Origin of the sequence: Pseudomonas reactans (assembly GCF_013387025.1) — a bacterium.
Classification (GTDB): domain Bacteria; phylum Pseudomonadota; class Gammaproteobacteria; order Pseudomonadales; family Pseudomonadaceae; genus Aquipseudomonas; species Aquipseudomonas reactans.
The window spans coordinates 189378-211178 of sequence record NZ_JACAQP010000006.1 but is presented as its reverse complement, the minus strand read 5'-3'; the positions used below and the strand labels follow the sequence as shown (position 1 = coordinate 211178).

Here is a 21801-nt window from a genome sequence, read left to right as displayed (position 1 = left end):
TCGCAATGCACCTTTATAGGGGCGTTTTTGGAGCAGAAAACCCATGTTGGCGCACTGGCATGCAATTTGCTCTCTTGTGAGGCAGGTTGCCATGGCGGACTATCCGCGCCGGCATCACCCACATTCTAAGGGCTAACTCCACTACCCCAGCCCGAAGCCACCCGGAGGACACTATGTCGAAGTCGGTTCAACTCATCAAAGATCATGACGTTAAATGGATTGATCTGCGCTTCACGGACACCAAAGGCACTCAGCACCACGTGACCATGCCGGCTCGCGACGCGCTGGATGAAGCTTTCTTCGAAGAAGGCAAAATGTTCGACGGTTCCTCCATCGCTGGCTGGAAAGGCATCGAAGCCTCCGACATGATCCTGATGCCGGACGACAGCACTGCCGTACTCGACCCGTTCACCGAAGAGCCGACCCTGATCCTGGTATGCGACGTGATCGAGCCTTCGACCATGCAAGGCTACGACCGCGACCCACGTGCGATCGCCAAGCGTGCCGAGGAATACCTGAAGTCCACCGGTATCGGTGACACCGTATTCGTAGGCCCAGAGCCAGAATTCTTCATCTTCGACCAAGTGAAGTTCAAGTCCGACATCTCCGGTTCCATGTTCAAGATCTACTCCGAACAAGGCTCCTGGATGTCCGACCAAGACGTGGAAGGCGGCAACCATGGCCACCGTCCAGGCATCAAAGGTGGCTACTTCCCAGTTCCGCCGTTCGACCACGACCACGAAATCCGTACCTCCATGTGCAACGCCATGGAAGACATGGGCCTGGTCATCGAAGTGCACCACCACGAAGTGGCCACTGCCGGTCAGAACGAAATCGGTGTGAAGTTCAACACCCTGGTTGCCAAGGCTGACGAAGTTCAAACCCTGAAGTACTGCGTACACAACACTGCCGTAGCTTACGGCCGTACCGCTACCTTCATGCCGAAGCCTCTGTACGGCGATAACGGTTCGGGTATGCACGTTCACCTGTCCATCGCCAAAGATGGCAAGAACACCTTCGCTGGCGAAGGTTATGCCGGCCTGTCCGACACTGCCCTGTACTTCATCGGCGGTATCATCAAGCACGGTAAGGCCCTGAACGGCTTCACCAACCCGTCGACCAACTCCTACAAGCGTCTGGTCCCAGGTTTCGAAGCCCCGGTAATGCTGGCCTACTCGGCGCGTAACCGTTCCGCTTCGATCCGTATTCCTTACGTGTCCAGCCCTCGCGCTCGCCGTATCGAAGCTCGCTTCCCGGATCCAGCAGCCAACCCGTACCTGGCCTTCGCAGCCCTGGTAATGGCCGGCCTGGACGGTATCCAGAACAAGATCCACCCAGGCGACGCCGCCGACAAAAACTTGTACGACCTGCCGCCTGAAGAGGCCAAAGAGATCCCACAAGTGTGCGGCAGCCTGAAAGAAGCCCTGGAAGAGCTGGACAAGGGTCGTGCGTTCCTGACCAAAGGCGGCGTGTTCAGCGACGACTTCATCGACGCTTACATCGGCCTGAAAAGCGAAGAAGAAATCAAGGTTCGCACCTTCGTACACCCACTGGAATACGAGCTGTACTACAGCTGCTGATCCGGTAGCGCTATTTAACGTAGCGTGATGAAAAAGACCTCCTTCGGGAGGTCTTTTTTTTGCCTGACATAAAAGCCTGACAGCCTCACTATTGAGGCCTCGCCCAACCACTCGACCAGGACACCGACCTTGAAACTTCGAATCGCCTTTGCCCTGCTATTGATCAGCGCCAACGCCTCTGCGGCGCCCGCCACGCTCGCCCCGCTGCTCAACAGCATCGCCGAACGCCTGGAGATCGCCGACCAGGTAGCGCTAAGCAAATGGGACAGCCACAAGCCGGTAGAGGACAAAAAGCGCGAACAAGAAGTGATCGCCAGCGTCGTCGCCCAGGCACCGAGCTACACATTGGCACCTGCCACCGTCGAGCAGTTTTTCTCGGCGCAGATCGAGGCGAACAAACTGGTGCAGTACACCCACCTGTCCGACTGGCAGTTCCAGGGCAAGGCGCCTGACGACCCGCGCCCCGACCTGGTGAAACAGATCCGCCCGCAGTTGGACGAACTGCAAAAACGCCTGCTGCAGCAGTTGGCTGACTTCACCCCGCAGCGCACCGATCCGCAGTGCCCACAATGGCTGGCCGAAGCCGTGCATGAGCCGCTGAACGATCCGCTGCGTCAGTTGGCGATGATCCGTGCAACAGCCGAGCTCTGCATTCGGCCTACCTGATTTGAAGAACCGTCCTGCATCTTCACCTGGGCCGGCAGCCATAGCCTGAGCGTTCACTCACTGAACAGGATGGAACCATGGACACCTTCAAGTGCTTGATTGCTGCTGCAGTAGGCTTGTCGCTGCTGGGCTGCGGCACACAGGCAAGGGATGCGGCACAGATCGAGAAAGAGGTTTTGCTTGAACGCAGCGAGTCGTGGGATGGCACACCCTACAAAGCCTACCCTTCCGGCCCGGCGCAGCTCACGCTGATACGCCTGAAGATCCCTGCGCGCACACAACTGCCCTGGCACACCCACCCCATGCCCAACGCCGCCTACATCGTCTCGGGTGAGTTGACCGTTGAAGCCCGCAGCAGTGGGGCTACGCGCACCTTGAGGCAAGGCCAAACCCTGGCCGAGATGGTGGGCACCGAACATCGCGGCGTCACCGGAGATACTCCGGTTGAGCTTCTGGTGTTTTACGCGGGCACACCGGGCATGCCGCTGTCAGAGCAACACTGATCGCTGCGGATCGTTTTCACCTCATATAGAAAACGGTCCGCTCACCACTTCCTGAACAACCTTCACAAAATCGCACTATATTGGTGCGATAGGCTGCACCCTTCCCACCTGTCCAGCCCATTTTGGTTCGAAACTTCCCGAGCAAGCTGGCAGAACGCCACAGTTTCGCGCCTAAACCCCCCATTTCAGGGCTTGCACGCTTCTTTTCGGAGCCTTGGTTTGGTTTTTGCATTTTCCTTGTATCAGCGTGTGCCTCAAGCCCGCGCCTTGCTCCAAAAGAGGTCCTGATGACCATCAGCGATGCACTGCACCGTTTGCTACTCGACAACCTGACCACCGCGACCATCCTGCTCAATGACGATCTGCGTCTTGAGTACATGAACCCGGCGGCGGAGATGCTTCTGGCCATCAGCGGCCAGCGCAGCCATGGGCAGTTCATCAGCGAATTGTTCACCGAGTCGGCCGAAGCCTTGAGTTCGTTGCGCCAGGCGGTGGAGCAGGCACACCCGTTCACCAAACGCGAAGCGATGCTCACGGCCCTTACCGGCCAGACGCTGACCGTCGACTACGCCGTGACCCCAATCCTGAGCAACGGCGCCACCCTGTTGCTGCTGGAAGTGCATCCCCGCGACCGACTGCTGCGCATCACCAAGGAAGAAGCGCAGCTGTCCAAGCAGGAGACCAGCAAGATGCTGGTGCGCGGCCTGGCCCATGAGATCAAGAACCCACTCGGCGGCATCCGTGGCGCGGCCCAATTGCTGGCCCGCGAGCTGCCGGACGAGAACCTCAAGGACTACACCAACGTCATCATCGAAGAAGCCGACCGACTGCGTAACCTGGTGGACCGCATGCTCGGCTCCAACAAGCTGCCGTCGCTGGCGATGACCAACGTGCACGAAGTGCTGGAGCGTGTCTGCCAACTGGTCGAGGCGGAAAGCCAAGGCTGCATCACCTTGGTGCGCGACTACGACCCAAGCATTCCCGACGTATTGATCGACCGCGAACAGATGATCCAGGCGGTGCTCAATATCGTACGCAACGCCATGCAGGCCATCAGCAGCCAGAACGAGCTGCGCCTGGGCCGCATCAGCCTGCGCACCCGCGCCCTGCGCCAGTTCACCATCGGCCACGTGCGCCATCGCCTGGTGACCAAGGTCGAGATCATCGACAACGGCCCGGGCATTCCTGCGGAACTCCAGGAAACCATTTTCTTTCCCATGGTCAGTGGTCGCCCGGACGGTACCGGGCTGGGCCTGGCCATTACCCAGAACATCATCAGCCAGCATCAGGGCCTGATCGAATGTGAGAGCCATCCTGGCCACACCACCTTCTCGATCTTTCTGCCACTGGAACAAGGAGCCCCATCGACATGAGCCGTAGTGAAACTGTCTGGATCGTCGATGACGACCGTTCTATCCGCTGGGTCCTCGAGAAAGCCTTGCAACAGGAAGGCATGACCACCCAGAGCTTCGACAGCGCCGACGGCGTGATGAGCCGCCTGGCGCGGCAGCAGCCCGACGTGATCATCTCCGACATCCGCATGCCCGGCGCCAGTGGCCTGGACCTGCTGGCGCGCATCCGCGAACAGCACCCGCGCCTGCCGGTGATCATCATGACCGCGCACTCGGACCTGGACAGCGCTGTCGCGTCCTATCAGGGCGGCGCCTTTGAATACCTGCCCAAGCCGTTCGACGTGGACGAGGCGGTGGCGCTGGTCAAGCGCGCCAACCAGCACGCCCAGGAACAGCAGAGCCAGGAAGCCCCACCGGCCCTGACCCGCACCCCGGAAATCATCGGCGAAGCGCCGGCGATGCAGGAAGTGTTTCGCGCTATCGGGCGCTTGAGCCATTCCAACATCACCGTGCTGATCAACGGCGAATCGGGCACCGGTAAAGAGCTGGTCGCTCATGCACTGCACCGCCACAGCCCACGGGCGGCCTCGCCGTTCATTGCGCTGAACATGGCGGCGATTCCCAAGGACCTGATGGAGTCCGAGCTGTTCGGCCATGAAAAAGGCGCGTTCACTGGCGCAGCCAACCTGCGCCGTGGCCGCTTTGAACAGGCGGACGGCGGCACGCTGTTCCTCGATGAAATCGGCGACATGCCAGCCGACACTCAGACACGCCTGCTGCGCGTTCTGGCCGACGGTGAGTTCTATCGGGTCGGCGGGCACACGCCGGTCAAGGTCGACGTGCGCATCATCGCGGCGACCCACCAGAATCTGGAAACTCTGGTCCACGCGGGCAAATTCCGTGAGGACTTGTTCCATCGCCTCAACGTGATCCGCATTCACATTCCACGGATGTCGGACCGTCGCGAAGATATTCCCACCCTGGCCCGCCATTTCCTCAGCCGCGCTGCCCAGGAGCTGGCCGTCGAGCCGAAGCTGCTGAAAAGCGAGACCGAGGAATACCTGAAGAACCTGCCGTGGCCGGGCAACGTGCGCCAGCTGGAGAACACCTGCCGCTGGATCACGGTGATGGCGTCCGGGCGCGAAGTGCACATCAGCGACCTGCCGCCGGAGCTGTTGAGCCTGCCGCAGGACTCCGCCCCCGTGACCAACTGGGAGCAGGCTTTGCGCCAATGGGCCGACCAGGCCCTGGCACGCGGTCAGTCGAACCTGCTGGACAGCGCCGTGCCGGCGTTCGAGCGGATCATGATCGAAACCGCCCTGAAGCACACCGCCGGTCGCCGTCGCGATGCCGCCGTGTTGCTGGGCTGGGGCCGCAATACCCTGACTCGCAAGATCAAGGAACTGGGGATGAAGGTCGACGGTGGTGACGATGACGAGGGTGACGAGGGCTAAAGGTGCACCGCTTCAATGCACCATGAACCGGCATTGGGCATGGATCCAACACCTAAAGTCTCAGTCTTATTGATAAAAATCTGAAAGCCAAAAACACCAAAGCCCCGTATTCCGGGGCTTTGCGCTTTCTGGAGAAATTTTTTGGCACACTTCGGCGACTCTGGCACGCGCCCTGCAATAACCCTTGTACTACCCAGTTTCGGGGACCTTGGTACAGGCAGGCCGAGAATCCCCTCTTTACACCCGGGGTGCTTGATGCGAATCGCGTCGCGCTCCACACCGCTTTGGGGAACCTCGGTACAGGCAGGCCGGGGATTCCCTCTTTAACACCGAAGCTTTAACAGCTTCACCCCGTTTTGGGAGCCCTGGTACAGGCAGGCCGGGAACTCCCTCTTTTATTGCTCTTGGAGATAGATCTCCAGCCGCCAGCGGCCTTCAGTCTTTTCCCCTTTCCATTCCCCGCGCAACGGCCGAGCTGCCACCAGGTTCAGTAGCAGGCCGCCATCGGTCTTGCGCACGCGCCAGTTCACATCCTTGTCATTGATCTTGAGTTGCCCACTGGCTGCCTTGCCTTGCGCGTCGAACAGCAGCGCCACGGTGCCGTCGATATGCTCGCCGTGCAGCTTGGGTTCGCTGTTGAACCACACCACTACGCCGTCCGCTGCGGTCTCGACCTGTTGCAGCTCGACCGGGTCCGGCGTGGTCAGGCGGCCGATCATCAGGCCCACCATCAAGCCGACAATTGCCAAAGAGCCCATGACCCGTGGCATTAGCTTCGGTCTTGGGTCCTCTTCGGGGGTAGAATGCAGCGCATCTTTACCTTCGGAGCCGTGCATGTTTCACGTCATCCTTTTTCAACCAGAAATTCCGCCGAATACCGGCAACGTTATCAGGCTGTGCGCCAACAGTGGCTGCCACCTGCATTTGATCGAGCCTTTGGGCTTCGACATGGACGACAAGCGCCTGCGCCGTGCTGGTCTGGACTACCACGAGTACGCCACACTCAAGCGCCACGCCGACCTGGCCAGTTGCCTGGAAAGCCTGGGGCATCCGCGGCTGTTCGCGTTCACCACCAAGGGCTCGCAGCCGTTCCATGATGTCAGCTTTGCCGAAGGTGATGCCTTCCTGTTCGGCCCGGAAAGCCGGGGCCTGCCGGCCGAGGTGCTTGACGCCCTGCCCGACGGGCACCGCCTGCGCTTGCCGATGCGCGAGGGCTGCCGCAGCCTGAACCTGTCCAACACCGTGGCGGTTGCAGTCTACGAAGGCTGGCGCCAACTCGGCTTCAAATAACACCGCCTTTTCACTGTAGGAGCGAGCTTGCTCGCGAAAAACTCCAGAACAGCGCGCGCATCCAGAATGCCCGCGTCATCGTTGACGTTTTTCGCGAGCAAGCTCGCTCCTACAAAGATCGTGTCCAATAAAAAAGCGCCGGTTAGGGCGCTTTTTTACATCGACGGTTTACTGAACCGTCGACGAACCTTCCTGTTGCATGCGCTGCAGCTCTTGGGCGTACAAGGCATCAAAATTCACCGGAGCCAGCATCAGCGCAGGGAACGAGCCACGGGTGACCAGGCTGTCCAGCGTCTCGCGGGCATAAGGGAACAGGATGTTCGGGCAGAACGCGCCCAGGGTGTGGCTCATGGACGCTTCGTCCAGGCCCTGGATCAGGAAGATGCCGGCCTGTTGCACTTCAGCGATGAAGGCCACTTCTTCGCCATTCTTGACGGTCACGGACAGGGTCAGCACCACTTCGTGGAAGTCGCCTTCCAGAGCTTTTTGGCGGGTGTTCAGGTCCAACGCAACGCTTGGGGTCCACTCCTGGCGGAAGATGGCCGGGCTTTTCGGCGCTTCGAACGACAGGTCACGCACATAGATGCGCTGCAGCGAGAACTGTGGCGCTTGGGCTTCTGCAGCTTCGGTGTTCTGTTGGTCAGTCATCGCAGATCCTTGTGATCTTGGGGTCTTTTAGGGTTTAGGAGTCAGACGAGCAGCAGCGCATCGAGTTTACCGGCGCGCTCAAGGGCGAACAGGTCGTCGCAACCACCGATGTGCTTGGCGCCGATCCAGATCTGCGGCACGGACGTGCGCCCCGCCTTCTGGGCCATTTCGGCGCGCACCTGGGGTTTGCCGTCGACCTTGATCTCTTCGAAGGCAACGCCCTTTTTCTCAAGCAAAGCCTTGGCTCGCATGCAGTAAGGGCACCAATCGCTGGAATACACGACAACCTGGGTCATATCACTTCACCAGCGGCAGGTTATCGGCGCGCCAGCTGCTGATGCCACCGGACAGCTTGGCAGCGGTGAAACCGGTCTTGAGCATTTCGCGGGCGTGGGTGCCGGCGTGCTGGCCTTGGGCGTCGACCAGGATGATGGTCTTGGCCTTGTGCTTTTCCAGCTCGGCCAGGCGCGCGATCAGTTTGTCCTGCGGAATGTTCAGGGCACCGACGATGTGGCCGGTGGCGAAATCCTTGGCTGGGCGGATGTCCACGACAACGGCCTCGTCCTTGTTGACCAGCGCGGTCAGCTCCGCCGTGCTCAGGCTGCGGCCACCGCGACTCAATTCGTGAGCGATCAGCAGCGCCAGCAGGATGACGAAGGCACCCACAAGCAGGTAGTGGGCAGTGGCAAATGCAATCAGGTGATCAACCATCAAGGAGGTTCCAGGGCGTTAAAATGGCGGTAAGTATACACAGCCGTCAGGGGGGGCCAACCCCCGTAAAGCGGTGACGTGGTCGGAACTTCGCTTTAAACTGCCACTCCCTTTTCAATTGTCTTCCTTTATTACCGCCGCGAGAGGATCTATGACTACTACGCCTAAACCTTTGGTCCTGATAATTCTCGATGGCTTCGGACACAGTGAAAGCCACCACGACAACGCGGTATACGCGGCCAAGAAGCCGGTACTCGACCGCCTGACTGCCACCGTGCCCAACGGCCTCATCTCCGGCTCGGGCATGGACGTAGGCCTGCCGGACGGCCAGATGGGCAACTCGGAAGTCGGCCACATGAACCTCGGCGCCGGACGAGTGGTATACCAAGACTTCACCCGCGTGACCAAAGCGATCCGCGATGGCGAGTTCTTCGAGAACCCCACCATCTGCGCCGCGGTAGATAAAGCAGTAGCCGCCGGCAAGGCCGTGCACTTCATGGGCCTGCTGTCCGATGGCGGCGTCCACAGCCACCAGGACCACCTGGTCGCCATGGCCGAACTGGCCTTCAAACGCGGCGCCGACAAGATCTACCTGCACGCCTTCCTCGACGGCCGCGACACCCCGCCGAAAAGCGCGCAGTCGTCCATCGAACTGCTCGACGCCACCTTCGCAGCGCTGGGCAAGGGGCGCATCGCCAGCCTGGTGGGCCGTTACTTCGCCATGGACCGTGACAACCGCTGGGACCGCGTCTCCCAGGCCTACAACCTGATCGTCGACGGCCAGGCCGAATTCCACGCCGCCACCGCCCAGGAAGGCCTGGAAGCCGCCTACGCCCGTGGCGAGAGCGACGAATTCGTCAAGGCCACCACCATTGGTGAGCCGGTGAAAGTAGAAGACGGCGACGCCGTAGTGTTCATGAACTTCCGCGCCGACCGCGCCCGCGAGCTGAGCCGTGTGTTTGTCGAAGACGGTTTCAAGGAATTCGAACGCGCCCGCCAGCCGAAAGTGCAGTACGTGGGCCTGACCCAGTACGCCGCCAGCATCCCGGCCCCCGCCGCCTTTGCCCCGGGCAGCCTGGACAACGTGCTGGGCGATTACTTGGCGAAAAACGGCAAGACCCAGCTGCGCATTGCCGAAACCGAAAAATACGCCCACGTGACCTTCTTCTTCTCCGGTGGCCGCGAAGAGCCGTTCCCAGGCGAAGAACGCATCTTGATCCCATCGCCAAAGGTCGCCACCTACGACCTGCAGCCGGAAATGAGCGCACCGGAAGTCACCGACAAGATCGTCGACGCCATCGAACACCAGCGTTACGACGTGATTGTGGTCAACTACGCCAACGGCGACATGGTCGGCCACAGTGGCAACCTGGAAGCCGCGACCAAGGCCGTGGAATGCCTGGACCTGTGCGTCGGCCGTATCGTCGACGCCCTGGAAAAGGTCGGCGGCGAAGCACTGATCACCGCCGACCACGGCAACTGCGAGCAGATGTCCGACGAATCCACCGGCCAGGCTCACACCGCTCACACCACCGAGCCAGTGCCGTTCATCTATGTCGGCAAGCGTGCTTTCAAGGTGCGTGATGGCGGCGTGCTGGCGGATGTGGCGCCGACCATGCTGATGCTGATGGGGTTGGAGAAGCCGGTGGAGATGACTGGCACCTCAATCCTGGTCTGAAATACTTCAGGGGTTGCTCAATGCGAGCAGCCCGTCAATAATAGACCTGAGCGCGAAACCAGTTGCCTCCAGCGGCGATAACTGGCGTAGGAACCCCGTCGATGGCTGGACATCAGCGTAGGGTGAGACCTCCACACCCCCGCTTGAGGGTGTGTATATGAATATCAAGCACGTCATTTAGGGCAGTTCTCTCGAACTGCCCTTTTCTTTGCCTGCTATAAAAGTTGGTAGCGCCTGTAGATCAGTTCGCCATGACGGTGCTTGTTCAAGGCCTTGGCATCGGTCTGCATGAAATTCCACAGCAGATTGCCTGCCTGGATATTCACAACCACCAGCATTTGCCGTTTGGTTTCATAAGCGCCAATGAAGGCCAAACGAGTCGAGCCATCACTGTAAGCGACACGCCAAATTTCCAGAGGCCCGGTCAGTGTATCCAGCGCGAACTTTACATATCGCTCTCTGGCATCTTGTCGCTTTTCAACTATGTGCCGCAGGGTTACACGCCGGATCAACACTTCTCCCAACGGAGAAACGATACGAATTTCTGAGGACGCTGAATCGGTAAATCCCAAGTTGGAAGCCACGACTTCAACAGCATCAGCAATGTCCTTGCCTGTCGTCACTTCCTCAAGCGAACAGGACCGAAGAGCCCGGTCGAGGCTACGCAAGTCGGGCAAGCCGTGATCAAGCCAAGTTTTCTGGCCTTTGAGTTCATGAATACGGGGCATTACCGATCGGGCCGACTACCTTATGTGCGGGTTCGAGAGTCTATTCCCAGAACCAAAACTCCGTTCAAGCGGAGCGTTTCAAGGCGTTTCGTCGATTTTGTTTAAACCCTTAAACCAACCGATTAAATCGCCTTAAACGGCTTTTTATGACGAACGCCTCAAAGCAGTTGGCTTTGAGGCGTTTTTTTTGCTGCGCTTGGCGGGCATACTAGGCCGTCCATTTCCCTGGTGTCGCCCGCCTCTATGCTTCGCGCCTTGATTACCCTTGCTCTTGTCTGCCTGCTCCAACCGGCGTTTGCCGATGAGCGCGCACAAACCCAACAACAGTTGGACGCTACGCGTCAGGACATTACCGAGCTGAAAAAACTGCTCGGCAAGCTCCAGGAAGAGAAATCCGGGGTGCAGAAAGACCTGCGCGGCACGGAAACCGAGATGGGCAAGCTGGAGAAACAGGTCCAGGAGCTGCAAAAAGAATTAAAGAAGAGCGAGTCGGAACTGGAGCGACTCGACGCTGAGAAAAAAAAACTCCAGAGCGCACGCGTTGAACAACAACGCCTGATCGCGATCCAGGCCCGTGCCGCCTACCAGAACGGCCGCCAGGAATACCTCAAGCTGCTGCTCAACCAGCAGAACCCTGAAAAATTCGCGCGCACCCTGACCTACTACGACTACCTGAGCAAGGCCCGCCTGGAGCAACTGAAAAGCTTCAATGAGACCCTGCGCCAGTTGGTCAATGTCGAACAGGAGATCGGCAACCAACAATCCCAGTTGCAAGACCAGAAAGTCGCCCTCGACACTCAGCGCAACGAATTGGACAAGGTCCGCAAGGAACGCCAACTGGCCTTGGCCAAACTCAATGATGACGTAAAGGCCCGTGACGCCAAGCTGCAGGCCCGCGAGCAGGACCAGGCCGACCTGGCCAAAGTGCTCAAGACCATCGAAGAAACCCTGGCCCGCCAGGCACGTGAGGCCGAAGAAGCGCGGCAGAAAGCGCTGATCGCCCAGCAGGAAGCCGAAAAAAAGCGCCAGCGTGAGGCCGAACTGGCTGCCACCTCGGACGCGCCGGCACCGCGTAAACCGGCACATGCAGCGCCTGGCCCGCTGGTTTCCAGCGCCGGTGAGAACTTCGGCGGCCCTTTTGCTTCAGCCCGCGGCAAACTTCCATGGCCCGTTGATGGTCGATTACTGGCACGCTTCGGGGAAACCCGTGGCGATGACACCCGCGCGAAGTGGGATGGCGTGATGATCAGCGCCTCCGCCGGCAGCCAGGTGCACGCCGTCCACGGTGGGCGCGTGGTGTTCGCCGATTGGCTTCGCGGCGCCGGTTTGTTGGTGATTCTTGACCACGGTAATGGCTATTTGAGCCTTTACGGCCACAATCAGACTTTACTCAAGTCGGCAGGTGACGTTGTAAAAGCCGGTGAATCCATCTCCACTGTCGGTAACAGTGGTGGCCAGGATACGCCGGCGCTGTACTTCGCTATTCGTCAGCAGGGTCGCCCGAGCGATCCCGCACAATGGTGCCGCTCCCAAGGATAGGGGCGCATCTACATTAGGAGTTCGTTCGACATGCTGCATTTGTCCCGCCTCACTTCGCTGGCCCTGACGATCGCCCTGGTGATCGGCGCGCCCCTGGCTTTCGCCGACCAGGCTGCCCCGGCCAGCACGGCCGCGACCACCAAGGCGCCGTTGCCGCTGGACGAGCTGCGCACCTTTGCCGAGGTCATGGACCGGATCAAAGCCGCCTATGTCGAACCCGTAGATGACAAGACCCTGCTGGAAAATGCCATCAAGGGCATGCTCAGCAACCTCGACCCGCACTCCGCCTACCTGGGCCCGGAAGATTTCGCCGAACTGCAGGAAAGCACCAGCGGTGAGTTCGGCGGGCTGGGCATTGAAGTCGGTTCCGAAGACGGCAACGTCAAGGTGGTCTCGCCGATCGATGACACCCCGGCGTCCAAGGCCGGTATCCAGGCCGGTGACTTCATCGTCAAGATCAACGGCCAGCCGACCCGTGGCCAGACCATGACCGAAGCCGTCGATAAGATGCGCGGCAAGATCGGCCAGAAAATCACCCTGACCCTGGTGCGCGACGGCGGCAACCCGTTCGACGTGACGCTGACCCGCGCGACCATTGTGGTCAAGAGCGTGAAGAGCCAACTGCTGGAGTCGGGCTACGGTTACATCCGCATCACCCAGTTTCAGGTCAAGACCGGTGACGAAGTGGCCAAGGCCCTGGCCAAGCTGCGCAAAGACAATGGCAAGAAACTCAACGGCATCGTGCTCGACCTGCGCAACAACCCAGGCGGCGTGCTGCAGTCGGCGGTTGAAGTGGTCGACCACTTCATCACCAAAGGGCTGATTGTCTACACCAAGGGCCGTATCGCCAACTCCGAGCTGCGCTTCTCGGCCACCGGCAACGACCTCAGCGAAAACGTGCCACTGGCCGTGCTGATCAACGGCGGCAGCGCCTCGGCGTCTGAGATCGTCGCCGGCGCCCTGCAAGACCAGAAACGCGGTGTATTGATGGGCACCACCAGCTTCGGCAAGGGCTCGGTACAAACCGTGCTGCCGCTGAACAACGAGCGCGCGCTGAAAATCACCACCGCGCTGTATTACACGCCGAATGGTCGTTCGATCCAGGCCCAGGGCATCGTGCCGGACATCGAAGTGCGCAAGGCCAAGATCACCAACGAGATCGACAGCGAGTACTACAAAGAGGCAGACCTGCAAGGTCACCTGGGCAACGGCAACGGCGGTGCCGACCAGCCAACCGGCAGCGGCAAGAAAGCCAAGCCGATGCCGCAGGACGACGATTACCAGCTGGCCCAGGCGCTGAGCCTGCTCAAGGGCCTGAGCATCACGCGCAGCCGTTGATATGCGTTTTGCCCTGATCATCGCTGTGCTGTGCAGCCTGGCTGGAGTCGCCCACGCGACCCCGGCCAGCGAGCCGCATAAAGCCTACCTGACCCTCATCATCGACGACCTTGGGCAGAACCTGCCCAGGGATCGGCGTGTGCTGGCCCTGCCAGGGCCTGTCACCACTGCAATCATGCCTGACACGCCTCACGCTGCCGAATTCGCCCGCGAAGCGCACAAGGCCGGCAAGATCGTGATCCTGCATATGCCCATGGATCCGGCCACCGGTCCGTTCGCCTGGCACCCCGAGCTGCCCATCGAAGAACTCGGCAAGCGCCTGGACGCCGCTTTCAAAGCCGTGCCCTACACCGCCGGTATCAACAACCACATGGGCAGCCGCATGACTGCACAACCGGCTGCAATGGCCTGGTTGATGGCCGAACTGCAACGGCGCAACAAGTTCTTTGTCGACAGCCGTACCAGCGCACAAACCGTCGCCGCAGCCGAGGCACAGAAAATTGGCCTGGCCAGCGTGTCGCGGGATGTATTCCTCGATGACGAGCGCACCGAAGCGGCGATCACTACGCAGTTGCAGACCGCGATCAAGCTGGCCCACAAACAAGGCTCCGCAGTGATGATCGGTCACCCTTATCCACAAACCCTGGCGGTGCTGGAGCGCGAATTGCCCAAGCTCAAGGCCCAGGGCGTGGAGTGGATTGATATCAAGCTGATGATCAGCGTGCGCAGTAACCGGGCAATGGCCGGGCACGGCAAAGATGGGACTTACCGCTGACACTCGGCAAATAAGTACAGCCCCTTCCACTGTCGATCCTTTGATAGTTGACACCAGCCCCAGGGTTCTCTGGGCCACCTCACGTCAACGGATCGATCCATGAATAGACCTTACTCGCTTTTGTCCTGCGCGCTGCTGGCAACCCTGCCGTTGGCTTTGTGGGCAACCCCCAGCGATTTCGGCGAGGGCCTCGCCAACGCCAACCCGCCACGACTGCTCAAGAACGCTACCCGACAACACAACCACTGGAGCGGCGTTGGCCGTATCAGGAATGACTCCCTCGCGCTCTGTACCGCGACGCTGCTCGATACCCGCGATGAACGCGGCAATTCCGGCCCCGCCTATGTCATCACCAGCAGCCACTGCATTCACCGCGTCAGCGGTGCGGTGACCAAGGACCTGCCGCTCAAGGGCAGCATCACGTTCAATTACTTCGATGACACCCTGGAAAAGCTCAAGATCTACCCACTCAAAACCCTGAAATGGGGCAGCAGTCAAGGAGTCGACCTGGCACTGATCGAACTCGAAAGCCCACTGGCCAAGTTGATCAGCGACGGTATCGAACCCTTGAAGCTGGCGGACGCAGTGCCCGCCGACGGCACCAACATCCTGGCCCTGAGCGCACCGGCCTGGAACACGCTGCACCTGTCGGCGTGCATTCAACAAAGCTCCGAAGAGATAGTTGAGCAGCCGTTTGTCTGGCGCGCGACCATGAAAAACCAATGCCAGGGTATAGAGCCAGGCGCATTCGGCGGGCCGCTGCTGGACCGCGCCACCAACACCCTGTTCGGCATCGTCAGCACGACCACCATCGGCCGCGACGTCGAAAAAAAATGCCAGCGCGACACGCCGTGCGAAGTCAAGAATGGCCAGGCGAGCTGGCATGCCGACAGCAACTACGGCAGCCCTGTCACGTTTCTCAACCAGTGCTTCGTCAAGGGCGTGCTGACTGCCGACGCGCAGACCTGCGACCTCTACCCCGCCACCTCGATCACCGTCACAAACCCCGAACCGATACAGCAATACTTCGTGAAAACTGCCAAAGACCAAGGCCAGAGCATCACACCGCGCTGGAACGTGGCGTTTACCACCAACACCGCGCTATACCGTTACAAAGTCACACGCCAGGCCCGTGAATGCGAAAGCCCGGTCAACTACAGCGTTCCGCTCCCAAGCAAAGATGCCGTTATCCGCGATGTCATCGGCCCCCAGATCGGCATGCACATGTTATGCATCCTGGGAGTCGAGTCAGACCAGGGCGTGAGCTGGAACTCGATGCGAAACGCCGTGACCTTGGCCGTGGAACTGGCAGATCCAGCAACTGCCCGCGAACCGGACGTAAAGGTCGTACTCGACAAACATGTCTTGCAGAACTACACCGTGCTCTGGCACATGGCACCGCCTTTCATAAACCGCGTCATCTACAAATATGGCCCGATAACCGAGACCGATTGCATGATGCCAGAAGGCTACCAACCACTGCCGCCTACCGAAAGCGACGACCTGGATGAAGCCCTCGACCTCTACGGCATGCCCCCGCAGAATCAGGCTCCGGACGCTCCAGCAGAAAAATATGCACAGTTCATTTCAACTCATAACCAGCCGATAAAGGTCTGCACCTATGCGTTCGATCAGGCCGATCAGCGCTCGACTCTACGAGAAGACCTGCTCAAGCCGCGTTAAGGGCTAGAGATAGTGCGCCATGATTCGGTCCACAACGCCGTCTTTACGCAACTGATCGAGCGCCACCTGCAATTTGGCCACTACCTCGTCCGACACATCTTTGTTCAGCGCCAGGTACAACTGGGCACTGTTGAAGCGCAAGACCGTCTTGAGTTGGGTTACTCCGACTTGACGGGCCAGGTAGCGGCCCGCCGGGTCGCCGGTAGCCCACAGATCGATCTGGCCATCCACGAGCTTTTGCGCATTGTCCTGGTCACGCAGGGCAACGACCGGATTTAGTCCCTGCTTGTCCAGCGTTTCTGCAATGGCATCGCCTTTGTAGGCGCCAATCTTGTAGCGCCGTGCGTGCTCAAGGTCTGTCAGCTGGATCTTGCTGTCAGCCTTGGCCAGCAGCACCCAATCGTCCGGGCCGATGGGGCCGACCCACTTGAACAGGGCTTCACGGTCCGGTAGGCGCGCCATCACGAACACGCCATAACCCGGTTTTTCCAGGGCGAGTTTGTAGATGCGCTCCCAAGGAAAACGCAGGGTGAGGTTGTAGGAAATGCCGGCACGCTTGAAGGTCTCGCGCACAATATCCACGGCGATGCCTTCGATGTTGTCTTCCTTGGCGAAATTCTTGCCGTTTTTCGCCATGTTGTACGGCGGGAAGTTTTCCGTCAGCAACACCAGGGAAGTGTCAGACAGCTCCTCGGCGTGGGCCGGGCCCGCCAAAAAGATGGACGTACTGGCGAGGGCAAGCAGAAGATGTTTGAACATGAAGGGCTACCGGAATCCATGGCAAGCGCAAAGAGTGCCGCGCACTTGCCATGGTGTCCAGCAGCATTCAGCGAACGACGATACCGCGCGCCGCCATGTACGCTTTTGCCTCGGGAACGGTGTATTCGCCAAAGTGGAAAATACTCGCCGCCAGCACCGCGCTGGCGTGGCCTTCGATGACGCCATCGGCCAAATGCTGCAGGTTGCCGACGCCGCCGGAGGCGATCACCGGGATCCCCAGCGCATCGCTGATGGCGCGCGTCACGCCCAGGTCGAAGCCGTTTTTCATGCCGTCCTGGTCCATGCTGGTCAGCAGGATTTCACCCGCGCCCAGGCCTTCCATCTTCATCGCCCACTCCACCGCATCCAGGCCGGTGGGTTTGCGACCGCCGTGGGTGAAGATCTCCCAGCGCGGGGTTTCGCCAGGGCCAGAGACTTTCTTGGCGTCGATGGCAACCACAATGCATTGCGAACCGAAATGCTGCGCGGCTTCGCCGACGAACTCCGGGTTGAACACGGCGGCGGTATTGATCGAGACCTTGTCCGCGCCGGCATTGAGCAGGTTGCGGATGTCTTGCACGGTACGCACGCCACCGCCCACAGTCAGCGGGATGAACACCTGGCTGGCCATGCGCTCCACGGTATGCAACGTGGTGTCACGGCCGTCGACGCTGGCGGTGATATCGAGAAAGGTAATCTCGTCGGCACCTTGCTCATCGTAGCGACGGGCGATTTCCACCGGGTCGCCGGCATCGCGGATGTTCTCGAACTTGACGCCCTTGACCACGCGACCGTTGTCGACGTCCAGGCAAGGGATGATGCGTTTGGCCAGCGCCATGGTCAGTCCTCAGCCGTTGTAGGCGTCGCAGTAAGCCTGGGCTTCAGCGACATCCAAGGTGCCTTCGTAAATCGCACGGCCGGTGATGGCGCCGATGATGCCGGGCGCCTTGGCGTCCAGCAGCGACTTGATGTCGCCCAGGTTGTGGATACCGCCGGAAGCGATCACCGGGATCTTGGTCGCAGCGGCCAGCGCGGCGGTGAACGGTACGTTGCAGCCCTGCATCATGCCGTCTTTGGCGATGTCGGTATAAACGATGGCGGACACGCCGTCGGCTTCGAACTGTTTGGCCAGGTCGATGACCTGCACGGTGCTGATTTCAGCCCAGCCGTCGGTGGCGACAAATCCGTCCTTGGCGTCCAGCCCCACGATCACTTTGCCAGGGAACGCGCGGCAGGCTTCGGCGACGAACGCCGGGTCTTTCACGGCCTTGGTGCCGATGATCACGTAACTCACGCCGGCTTTGACGTAGTGCTCAATGGTTTCCAGGGAGCGGATACCGCCGCCGATCTGGATCGGCAGGTTCGGGTAGCGCTTGGCAATCGCGGTCACTACTTCGCCGTTGACCGGCTGGCCTTCGAAAGCGCCGTTCAAGTCCACCAGATGCAGACGACGGCAGCCCCCTTCCACCCATTTGGCGGCCATGCTCACCGGGTCATCGGAGAACACGGTGGAGTCTTCCATGCGGCCTTGGCGCAGACGCACGCAGGCGCCGTCCTTGAGATCGATAGCGGGGATAATCAGCATCTGGCAAACCTTATTCGATATTCAGCAATGCTTGGGAAATCAGGGTTTCTCAAGCGACCACAGGTCGCTTTCGATGCTTTCGAACCTTTCTTTAAGGAGCGTCTGCGTATCGAAAATCGCCCGGTTGTAATAATGCGGAGCCACTTCGGTGGAAAACAGCTCAAGAATCTCGGCGACCTCGAACGAGCCCAATTTGAGCTCGAAGCGGTCCTCCATGAAGCGCTTGATCTTGAGGGTAGCCTCACTCTCCTGTTCAGGCGTGAGGTTCAAGATCGGCAACTTCGGCTTCCTGGCCATTTACCAGCGTCCGTCCCAGGCGGCGAAGTTCTGCAGCAATTGCAGGCCATGGGTATGGCTCTTCTCCGGGTGGAACTGCACGGCAAAGCGCGAACCTTCGGCCAACGCGGCGGCGAAGTCGACGCCGTAGTGCCCGCCACCCACCACCTGGCCCGGCTTACCGGCAGCGATGTAGTAGCTGTGCACGAAGTAGAAGCGCGCCATGTCCGGCACTTCGTGCCACAGCGGGTGATCCACAGTCTGGCGGACTTCGTTCCAGCCCATGTGCGGAACTTTCAGGTGTTCGCCGTCTTCATGCAGGTCCTTGCCGAAGAACTTCACCTGGCCGGGGAACAGGCCGATGCAGTCGACGCCGTCGTTCTCTTCACTGCGGTCGAGCAAGGCTTGCATGCCCACGCAGATGCCGAGAAACGGACGATCCTGGCTGACTTCGCGCACCAGGCTATCAAAGCCCAGGCGGCGGATCTCGGCCATGCAATCGCGAATCGCGCCAACGCCAGGAAACACTACCCGGTCAGCTTCGCGAATCACGCTGGCATCGCTGGTGATCAGCACCTTGCCGGCCCCTACGTGTTCGAGGGCCTTGGCCACCGAGTGCAGGTTACCCATGCCGTAATCGATAACCGCGACCGTCTGCATTACAGGACGCCCTTGGTCGAGGGCATTTGCCCAGCCATGCGGTCATCCAGCTCGACAGCCATGCGCAGCGCGCGGCCAAAAGCCTTGAACACGGTTTCGATCTGGTGGTGGGTATTGGTGCCGCGCAGGTTGTCGATGTGCAGGCTGACGAGTGCGTGGTTGACGAAACCCTGGAAGAATTCCTGGAACAGGTCGACATCGAAGCCGCCGACGGTGGCGCGGGTGTAGGGCACGTGCATCTGCAGGCCGGGACGGCCGGAGAAGTCAATGACCACGCGCGACAGCGCTTCGTCCAGCGGGACATAGGCGTGGCCGTAGCGACGGATGCCTTTCTTGTCGCCGATGGCCTTGGCAAATGCCTGGCCCAAGGTGATACCGACGTCTTCCACCGTGTGGTGGTCGTCGATATGCAGGTCGCCCTTGCTGACGATATCCAGGTCGATCAGCCCGTGACGGGCGATCTGGTCCAGCATGTGCTCAAGAAAAGGTACACCGATATCAAATCGGGCCTTTCCGGTGCCATCCAGGTTGATCGAGGCTTTGATCTGGGTTTCCAGAGTGTCGCGCTCGACGGACGCCTTACGTTCGGCCATCACCAGCTCCGCAAAATCATTGGGCGAAAAAGGCAGCCATTATAGGGGCGCGGGCGCTAAACAGAAACATCGGAGGGGATAAGACTGACGAGTTGAAGCGAGGAATGTCGGGGATAGACATGTGCATACAAGCAGGTGCTCCAGGATGGTGCACCTGCCTGCATTCAACTTAGTGGAACAGTACCGCCGTCTTCTGCAGGGTCACCCACACACCCCACGCCAACGGAATACCCACCACCAGCCAGGCGGCAATCGCCAACGGCACGGTGCCAGGAGCCGCTTTCCACTCCAGGGAAGTAGTCGCGTCCGCGCCTTTGTCGTGGCCCAGTGCCTGTTCGGCGGCCAGTTCCGCGTCGGTCATGAAGTACTTGTCGGCCACCGGGCGGACCAGCAGGTTGCAGATGAAACCCAACACCAGCAGGCCGGCCAGGATGTACAGGGTGATGTCGTAGGCGGCGGCGCGTTCAACGCCGATGCTCAGCTGATACTCACGCAGGTAGTTCACCAACACAGGACCCAGCACGCCGGCCGCAGCCCAGGCAGTCAGCAGGCGACCGTGAATCGCACCGACCATCTGCGTACCGAACAGGTCGGCCAGGTAGGCCGGAACGGTCGCAAAACCACCGCCGTACATCGACAGGATGATGCAGAACGCCGCCACGAACAGCGCGACGTTGCCCAGGTGACCCAGGTTCGGGATCAACGCGTACAGGGCAAAGCCCAGCGCGAAGAACACGAAGTAGGTGTTTTTACGACCCAGGTAGTCGGAGAACGACGCCCAGAAGAACCGGCCACCGATGTTGAACAGGCTCAACAGACCGGTGAAACCCGCCGCGATGGCCGCGATGGAAGCCAATTGGCCCGCATCCAGTTGGCCAAACGGCACATCCACACCCAGCAGCTTGCCGCCGAACACTTCCTGCAGCAGTGGCGAAGCCATACCGAGGATGCCGATACCGGCGGATACGTTCAGGCACAGCACCAGCCAGACCAGGCGGAATTGCGGAGTTTTCCACGCCACGTTCACGTGCACGTGACGGTGAGTGATCATCGCGTTGCTGGCCTTTTTCGCCGGCGCGGTCCAACCCTCAGGCTTCCAGCCGGTAGGCGGAACGCGGTAAGACAAGGCGCCGCCGATCATGAACACGAAGTAGATCGCAGCCATTACCAGGAAGCTCTGCCACACGCCCACGCTGTCTGGGGTGGCGAAATGGCCCATCAGTGCTGCTGCCAACGGGGCACCCACCATCGCGCCGCCGCCGAAGCCCATGATCGCCATGCCGGTGGCCATGCCACGCTTGTCCGGGAACCACTTGATCAGGGTCGACACGGGCGAGATATAGCCCAGGCCCAGGCCGATACCGCCGATGACCCCGGAGCCGATCCACATCAGCCAGATCTGGTGGGTATAGATACCCAACGCCGAGATCAGCAGGCCGCCACACCAGCACAATGCCGATACCACACCGGCCTTACGTGGCCCGGCATGTTCCAGCCAGCCGCCCCAGATCGCTGCCGAGCAGCCCAGGAAGATAAAGAACAGGGTGTAGATCCAGCCCAGCATGGAGATGGGCCAGTCGCATTGGGACGAGAAGACTTGGGCGATGAAGCTCATGTCCGGCGCGCAGGCGACCGGCTTGGTGATGCCCAGCGCCTTAGACAGTGGTAGCCAGAACACCGAGAAGCCGTAGGCCATGCCGATGCACAGGTGGATGGCCAGGGCGGCCGGTGGAACCAGCCAGCGGTTGAAGCCGGGCTTGGCGATGATGCGCTCCTTGGACAGGAACGCAGGCTGTGCGGCAGTTGAACCCGCCGCAGTGCTAGTGCTCATTGGTGTTTCCCCCAGTTGTTAGTATGTGTCCGTCAGGCGCTCTCTCCCTCGGCCTTGCACGCAAAGCGTTGGCCGTTGTTGTTGAGTAAAGCTCCATTTAAGCGCGACGCTATGTCGCAGAAGGCAGACGAACCTGCGCAGATTAGCACCTG

23 protein-coding genes are annotated in these 21801 nt (G+C 60.2%); 11 read left to right on the top strand and 12 right to left on the bottom strand.

What is annotated here, in order from left to right; translation table 11 throughout:
* The first annotated feature begins 173 nt into the window (after positions 1 to 173).
* From glnA to ntrC, 5 genes are all read left to right on the top strand, one after another.
* Positions 174 to 1580 (top strand): type I glutamate--ammonia ligase, encoded by a 1407-nt coding sequence (gene glnA / locus HX793_RS07445; RefSeq protein ID WP_016979133.1) that lies wholly within the window; start codon positions 174 to 176, stop codon positions 1578 to 1580.
* Positions 1581 to 1709: 129 nt separating this feature from the next.
* Positions 1710 to 2246 carry a chorismate mutase gene (locus tag HX793_RS07440; RefSeq protein ID WP_016979132.1) on the top strand — a complete coding sequence of 179 codons (537 nt, stop codon included), beginning with the start codon at positions 1710 to 1712 and terminating at the stop codon, positions 2244 to 2246.
* 77 nt (positions 2247 to 2323) lie between these two features.
* Positions 2324 to 2749 carry a cupin domain-containing protein gene (locus tag HX793_RS07435; protein ID WP_016979131.1) on the top strand — a complete coding sequence of 142 codons (426 nt, stop codon included), beginning with the start codon at positions 2324 to 2326 and terminating at the stop codon, positions 2747 to 2749.
* A gap of 287 nt (positions 2750 to 3036) precedes the next feature.
* Positions 3037 to 4122, top strand: a complete 1086-nt coding sequence (gene glnL / locus HX793_RS07430) for a nitrogen regulation protein NR(II) (protein ID WP_016979130.1) — start codon at positions 3037 to 3039, stop codon at positions 4120 to 4122.
* A complete protein-coding gene (gene ntrC / locus HX793_RS07425; protein ID WP_016979129.1) occupies positions 4119 to 5555 on the top strand; it encodes a nitrogen regulation protein NR(I) in 1437 nt (478 codons plus the stop codon). Before glnL ends, ntrC begins: the two co-directional genes overlap by 4 nt.
* Positions 5556 to 5950: 395 nt before the next feature.
* Here the strand turns inward: ntrC and HX793_RS07420 are convergent, their stop codons facing one another.
* Complete coding sequence (locus HX793_RS07420; protein WP_177061752.1) at positions 5951 to 6391, bottom strand: hypothetical protein; 441 nt, start codon at positions 6389 to 6391, stop codon at positions 5951 to 5953.
* Here HX793_RS07420 and HX793_RS07415 point away from each other — a divergent pair.
* The gene (locus HX793_RS07415; RefSeq protein ID WP_010213874.1) at positions 6390 to 6845 is read left to right on the top strand and encodes a tRNA (cytidine(34)-2'-O)-methyltransferase; all 456 of its coding nucleotides are present in this window, start codon (positions 6390 to 6392) and stop codon (positions 6843 to 6845) included. The genes HX793_RS07420 and HX793_RS07415 overlap by 2 nt on opposite strands.
* Before the next feature lie 168 nt (positions 6846 to 7013).
* Here the strand turns inward: HX793_RS07415 and secB are convergent, their stop codons facing one another.
* The 3 genes from secB to HX793_RS07400 are packed head-to-tail and all read right to left on the bottom strand — an operon-like array spanning position 7014 to position 8204.
* The gene (secB, locus tag HX793_RS07410; protein WP_010213875.1) at positions 7014 to 7493 is read right to left on the bottom strand and encodes a protein-export chaperone SecB; all 480 of its coding nucleotides are present in this window, start codon (positions 7491 to 7493) and stop codon (positions 7014 to 7016) included.
* Positions 7494 to 7534: 41 nt separating this feature from the next.
* Positions 7535 to 7789 (bottom strand): glutaredoxin 3, encoded by a 255-nt coding sequence (gene grxC / locus HX793_RS07405; protein ID WP_016979125.1) that lies wholly within the window; start codon positions 7787 to 7789, stop codon positions 7535 to 7537.
* Between the two features lies 1 nt (position 7790).
* A complete protein-coding gene (locus tag HX793_RS07400; RefSeq protein ID WP_010213877.1) occupies positions 7791 to 8204 on the bottom strand; it encodes a rhodanese-like domain-containing protein in 414 nt (137 codons plus the stop codon).
* 151 nt (positions 8205 to 8355) lie between these two features.
* On the opposite strand from HX793_RS07400, the gene gpmI reads away from it, so the two are divergent.
* A complete protein-coding gene (gene gpmI, locus HX793_RS07395; RefSeq protein WP_016979124.1) occupies positions 8356 to 9882 on the top strand; it encodes a 2,3-bisphosphoglycerate-independent phosphoglycerate mutase in 1527 nt (508 codons plus the stop codon).
* A gap of 215 nt (positions 9883 to 10097) precedes the next feature.
* Here gpmI and HX793_RS07390 read toward each other — a convergent pair whose 3' ends face one another.
* Positions 10098 to 10610, bottom strand: a complete 513-nt coding sequence (locus tag HX793_RS07390) for a PBECR2 nuclease fold domain-containing protein (RefSeq protein ID WP_080589285.1) — start codon at positions 10608 to 10610, stop codon at positions 10098 to 10100.
* 243 nt (positions 10611 to 10853) lie between these two features.
* Between HX793_RS07390 and HX793_RS07385 the strand changes: the two genes are divergently transcribed.
* The 4 genes from HX793_RS07385 (at position 10854) to HX793_RS07370 (ending at position 15945) form a co-directional block, all read left to right on the top strand.
* The gene (locus tag HX793_RS07385) at positions 10854 to 12149 is read left to right on the top strand and encodes a murein hydrolase activator EnvC family protein (protein ID WP_095014342.1); all 1296 of its coding nucleotides are present in this window, start codon (positions 10854 to 10856) and stop codon (positions 12147 to 12149) included.
* A 30-nt stretch (positions 12150 to 12179) separates the two neighbouring features.
* Positions 12180 to 13487, top strand: coding sequence for a S41 family peptidase (locus HX793_RS07380; protein ID WP_177051714.1), 1308 nt, complete (start codon positions 12180 to 12182; stop codon positions 13485 to 13487).
* Between the two features lies 1 nt (position 13488).
* Positions 13489 to 14262: a divergent polysaccharide deacetylase family protein gene (locus HX793_RS07375; protein WP_122721918.1), complete on the top strand. Its 774-nt coding sequence runs from the start codon at positions 13489 to 13491 to the stop codon at positions 14260 to 14262.
* Between the two features lie 99 nt (positions 14263 to 14361).
* Positions 14362 to 15945, top strand: coding sequence for a trypsin-like peptidase domain-containing protein (locus HX793_RS07370; RefSeq protein WP_177051716.1), 1584 nt, complete (start codon positions 14362 to 14364; stop codon positions 15943 to 15945).
* A 3-nt stretch (positions 15946 to 15948) separates the two neighbouring features.
* Here HX793_RS07370 and HX793_RS07365 read toward each other — a convergent pair whose 3' ends face one another.
* The 7 genes from HX793_RS07365 to HX793_RS07335 all read right to left on the bottom strand — a co-directional run bounded on the left by HX793_RS07365 (position 15949) and on the right by HX793_RS07335 (position 21649).
* Positions 15949 to 16704 (bottom strand): substrate-binding periplasmic protein, encoded by a 756-nt coding sequence (locus tag HX793_RS07365; RefSeq protein ID WP_177094569.1) that lies wholly within the window; start codon positions 16702 to 16704, stop codon positions 15949 to 15951.
* 67 nt (positions 16705 to 16771) lie between these two features.
* Complete coding sequence (hisF, locus tag HX793_RS07360) at positions 16772 to 17542, bottom strand: imidazole glycerol phosphate synthase subunit HisF (protein ID WP_003171107.1); 771 nt, start codon at positions 17540 to 17542, stop codon at positions 16772 to 16774.
* 9 nt (positions 17543 to 17551) lie between these two features.
* Positions 17552 to 18289, bottom strand: coding sequence for a 1-(5-phosphoribosyl)-5-[(5-phosphoribosylamino)methylideneamino]imidazole-4-carboxamide isomerase (hisA, locus tag HX793_RS07355; protein WP_003187784.1), 738 nt, complete (start codon positions 18287 to 18289; stop codon positions 17552 to 17554).
* A gap of 39 nt (positions 18290 to 18328) precedes the next feature.
* Complete coding sequence (locus HX793_RS07350) at positions 18329 to 18586, bottom strand: DUF2164 domain-containing protein (protein ID WP_016979117.1); 258 nt, start codon at positions 18584 to 18586, stop codon at positions 18329 to 18331.
* A complete protein-coding gene (gene hisH / locus HX793_RS07345; protein WP_177094567.1) occupies positions 18587 to 19225 on the bottom strand; it encodes an imidazole glycerol phosphate synthase subunit HisH in 639 nt (212 codons plus the stop codon).
* Entirely contained in the window at positions 19225 to 19818 is a 594-nt protein-coding gene (hisB, locus tag HX793_RS07340; protein ID WP_003218037.1) for an imidazoleglycerol-phosphate dehydratase HisB, read from the bottom strand. The genes hisH and hisB overlap by 1 nt, the downstream gene beginning before the upstream one ends.
* 169 nt (positions 19819 to 19987) lie before the next feature.
* On the bottom strand, positions 19988 to 21649 hold the full coding sequence (locus HX793_RS07335) for an OFA family MFS transporter (RefSeq protein WP_021492193.1): 1662 nt from the start codon (positions 21647 to 21649) through the stop codon (positions 19988 to 19990).
* Positions 21650 to 21801: the final 152 nt, after the last annotated feature.

Excerpts from the sequence above, each read along its gene's own strand:
- HX793_RS07350 (WP_016979117.1), bottom strand. The coding sequence starts at position 18,586 with ATGGCCAGGAAGCCGAAGTTGCCGATCTTGAACCTCACGCCTGAACAG.
- HX793_RS07335 (WP_021492193.1), bottom strand. The coding sequence starts at position 21,649 with ATGAGCACTAGCACTGCGGCGGGTTCAACTGCCGCACAGCCTGCGTTC.
- HX793_RS07375 (WP_122721918.1), top strand. The coding sequence starts at position 13,489 with ATGCGTTTTGCCCTGATCATCGCTGTGCTGTGCAGCCTGGCTGGAGTC.
- hisA (WP_003187784.1), bottom strand. The coding sequence starts at position 18,289 with ATGCTGATTATCCCCGCTATCGATCTCAAGGACGGCGCCTGCGTGCGT.
- ntrC (WP_016979129.1), top strand. The coding sequence starts at position 4,119 with ATGAGCCGTAGTGAAACTGTCTGGATCGTCGATGACGACCGTTCTATC.
- HX793_RS07420 (WP_177061752.1), bottom strand. The coding sequence starts at position 6,391 with ATGCACGGCTCCGAAGGTAAAGATGCGCTGCATTCTACCCCCGAAGAG.
- HX793_RS07380 (WP_177051714.1), top strand. The coding sequence starts at position 12,180 with ATGCTGCATTTGTCCCGCCTCACTTCGCTGGCCCTGACGATCGCCCTG.
- HX793_RS07415 (WP_010213874.1), top strand. The coding sequence starts at position 6,390 with ATGTTTCACGTCATCCTTTTTCAACCAGAAATTCCGCCGAATACCGGC.
- glnA (WP_016979133.1), top strand. The coding sequence starts at position 174 with ATGTCGAAGTCGGTTCAACTCATCAAAGATCATGACGTTAAATGGATT.
- gpmI (WP_016979124.1), top strand. The coding sequence starts at position 8,356 with ATGACTACTACGCCTAAACCTTTGGTCCTGATAATTCTCGATGGCTTC.
- glnL (WP_016979130.1), top strand. The coding sequence starts at position 3,037 with ATGACCATCAGCGATGCACTGCACCGTTTGCTACTCGACAACCTGACC.
- hisH (WP_177094567.1), bottom strand. The coding sequence starts at position 19,225 with ATGCAGACGGTCGCGGTTATCGATTACGGCATGGGTAACCTGCACTCG.
- HX793_RS07385 (WP_095014342.1), top strand. The coding sequence starts at position 10,854 with ATGCTTCGCGCCTTGATTACCCTTGCTCTTGTCTGCCTGCTCCAACCG.
- HX793_RS07365 (WP_177094569.1), bottom strand. The coding sequence starts at position 16,704 with ATGTTCAAACATCTTCTGCTTGCCCTCGCCAGTACGTCCATCTTTTTG.
- secB (WP_010213875.1), bottom strand. The coding sequence starts at position 7,493 with ATGACTGACCAACAGAACACCGAAGCTGCAGAAGCCCAAGCGCCACAG.
- HX793_RS07435 (WP_016979131.1), top strand. The coding sequence starts at position 2,324 with ATGGACACCTTCAAGTGCTTGATTGCTGCTGCAGTAGGCTTGTCGCTG.
- HX793_RS07400 (WP_010213877.1), bottom strand. The coding sequence starts at position 8,204 with ATGGTTGATCACCTGATTGCATTTGCCACTGCCCACTACCTGCTTGTG.
- HX793_RS07370 (WP_177051716.1), top strand. The coding sequence starts at position 14,362 with ATGAATAGACCTTACTCGCTTTTGTCCTGCGCGCTGCTGGCAACCCTG.
- hisF (WP_003171107.1), bottom strand. The coding sequence starts at position 17,542 with ATGGCGCTGGCCAAACGCATCATCCCTTGCCTGGACGTCGACAACGGT.
- HX793_RS07390 (WP_080589285.1), bottom strand. The coding sequence starts at position 10,610 with ATGCCCCGTATTCATGAACTCAAAGGCCAGAAAACTTGGCTTGATCAC.
- grxC (WP_016979125.1), bottom strand. The coding sequence starts at position 7,789 with ATGACCCAGGTTGTCGTGTATTCCAGCGATTGGTGCCCTTACTGCATG.
- hisB (WP_003218037.1), bottom strand. The coding sequence starts at position 19,818 with ATGGCCGAACGTAAGGCGTCCGTCGAGCGCGACACTCTGGAAACCCAG.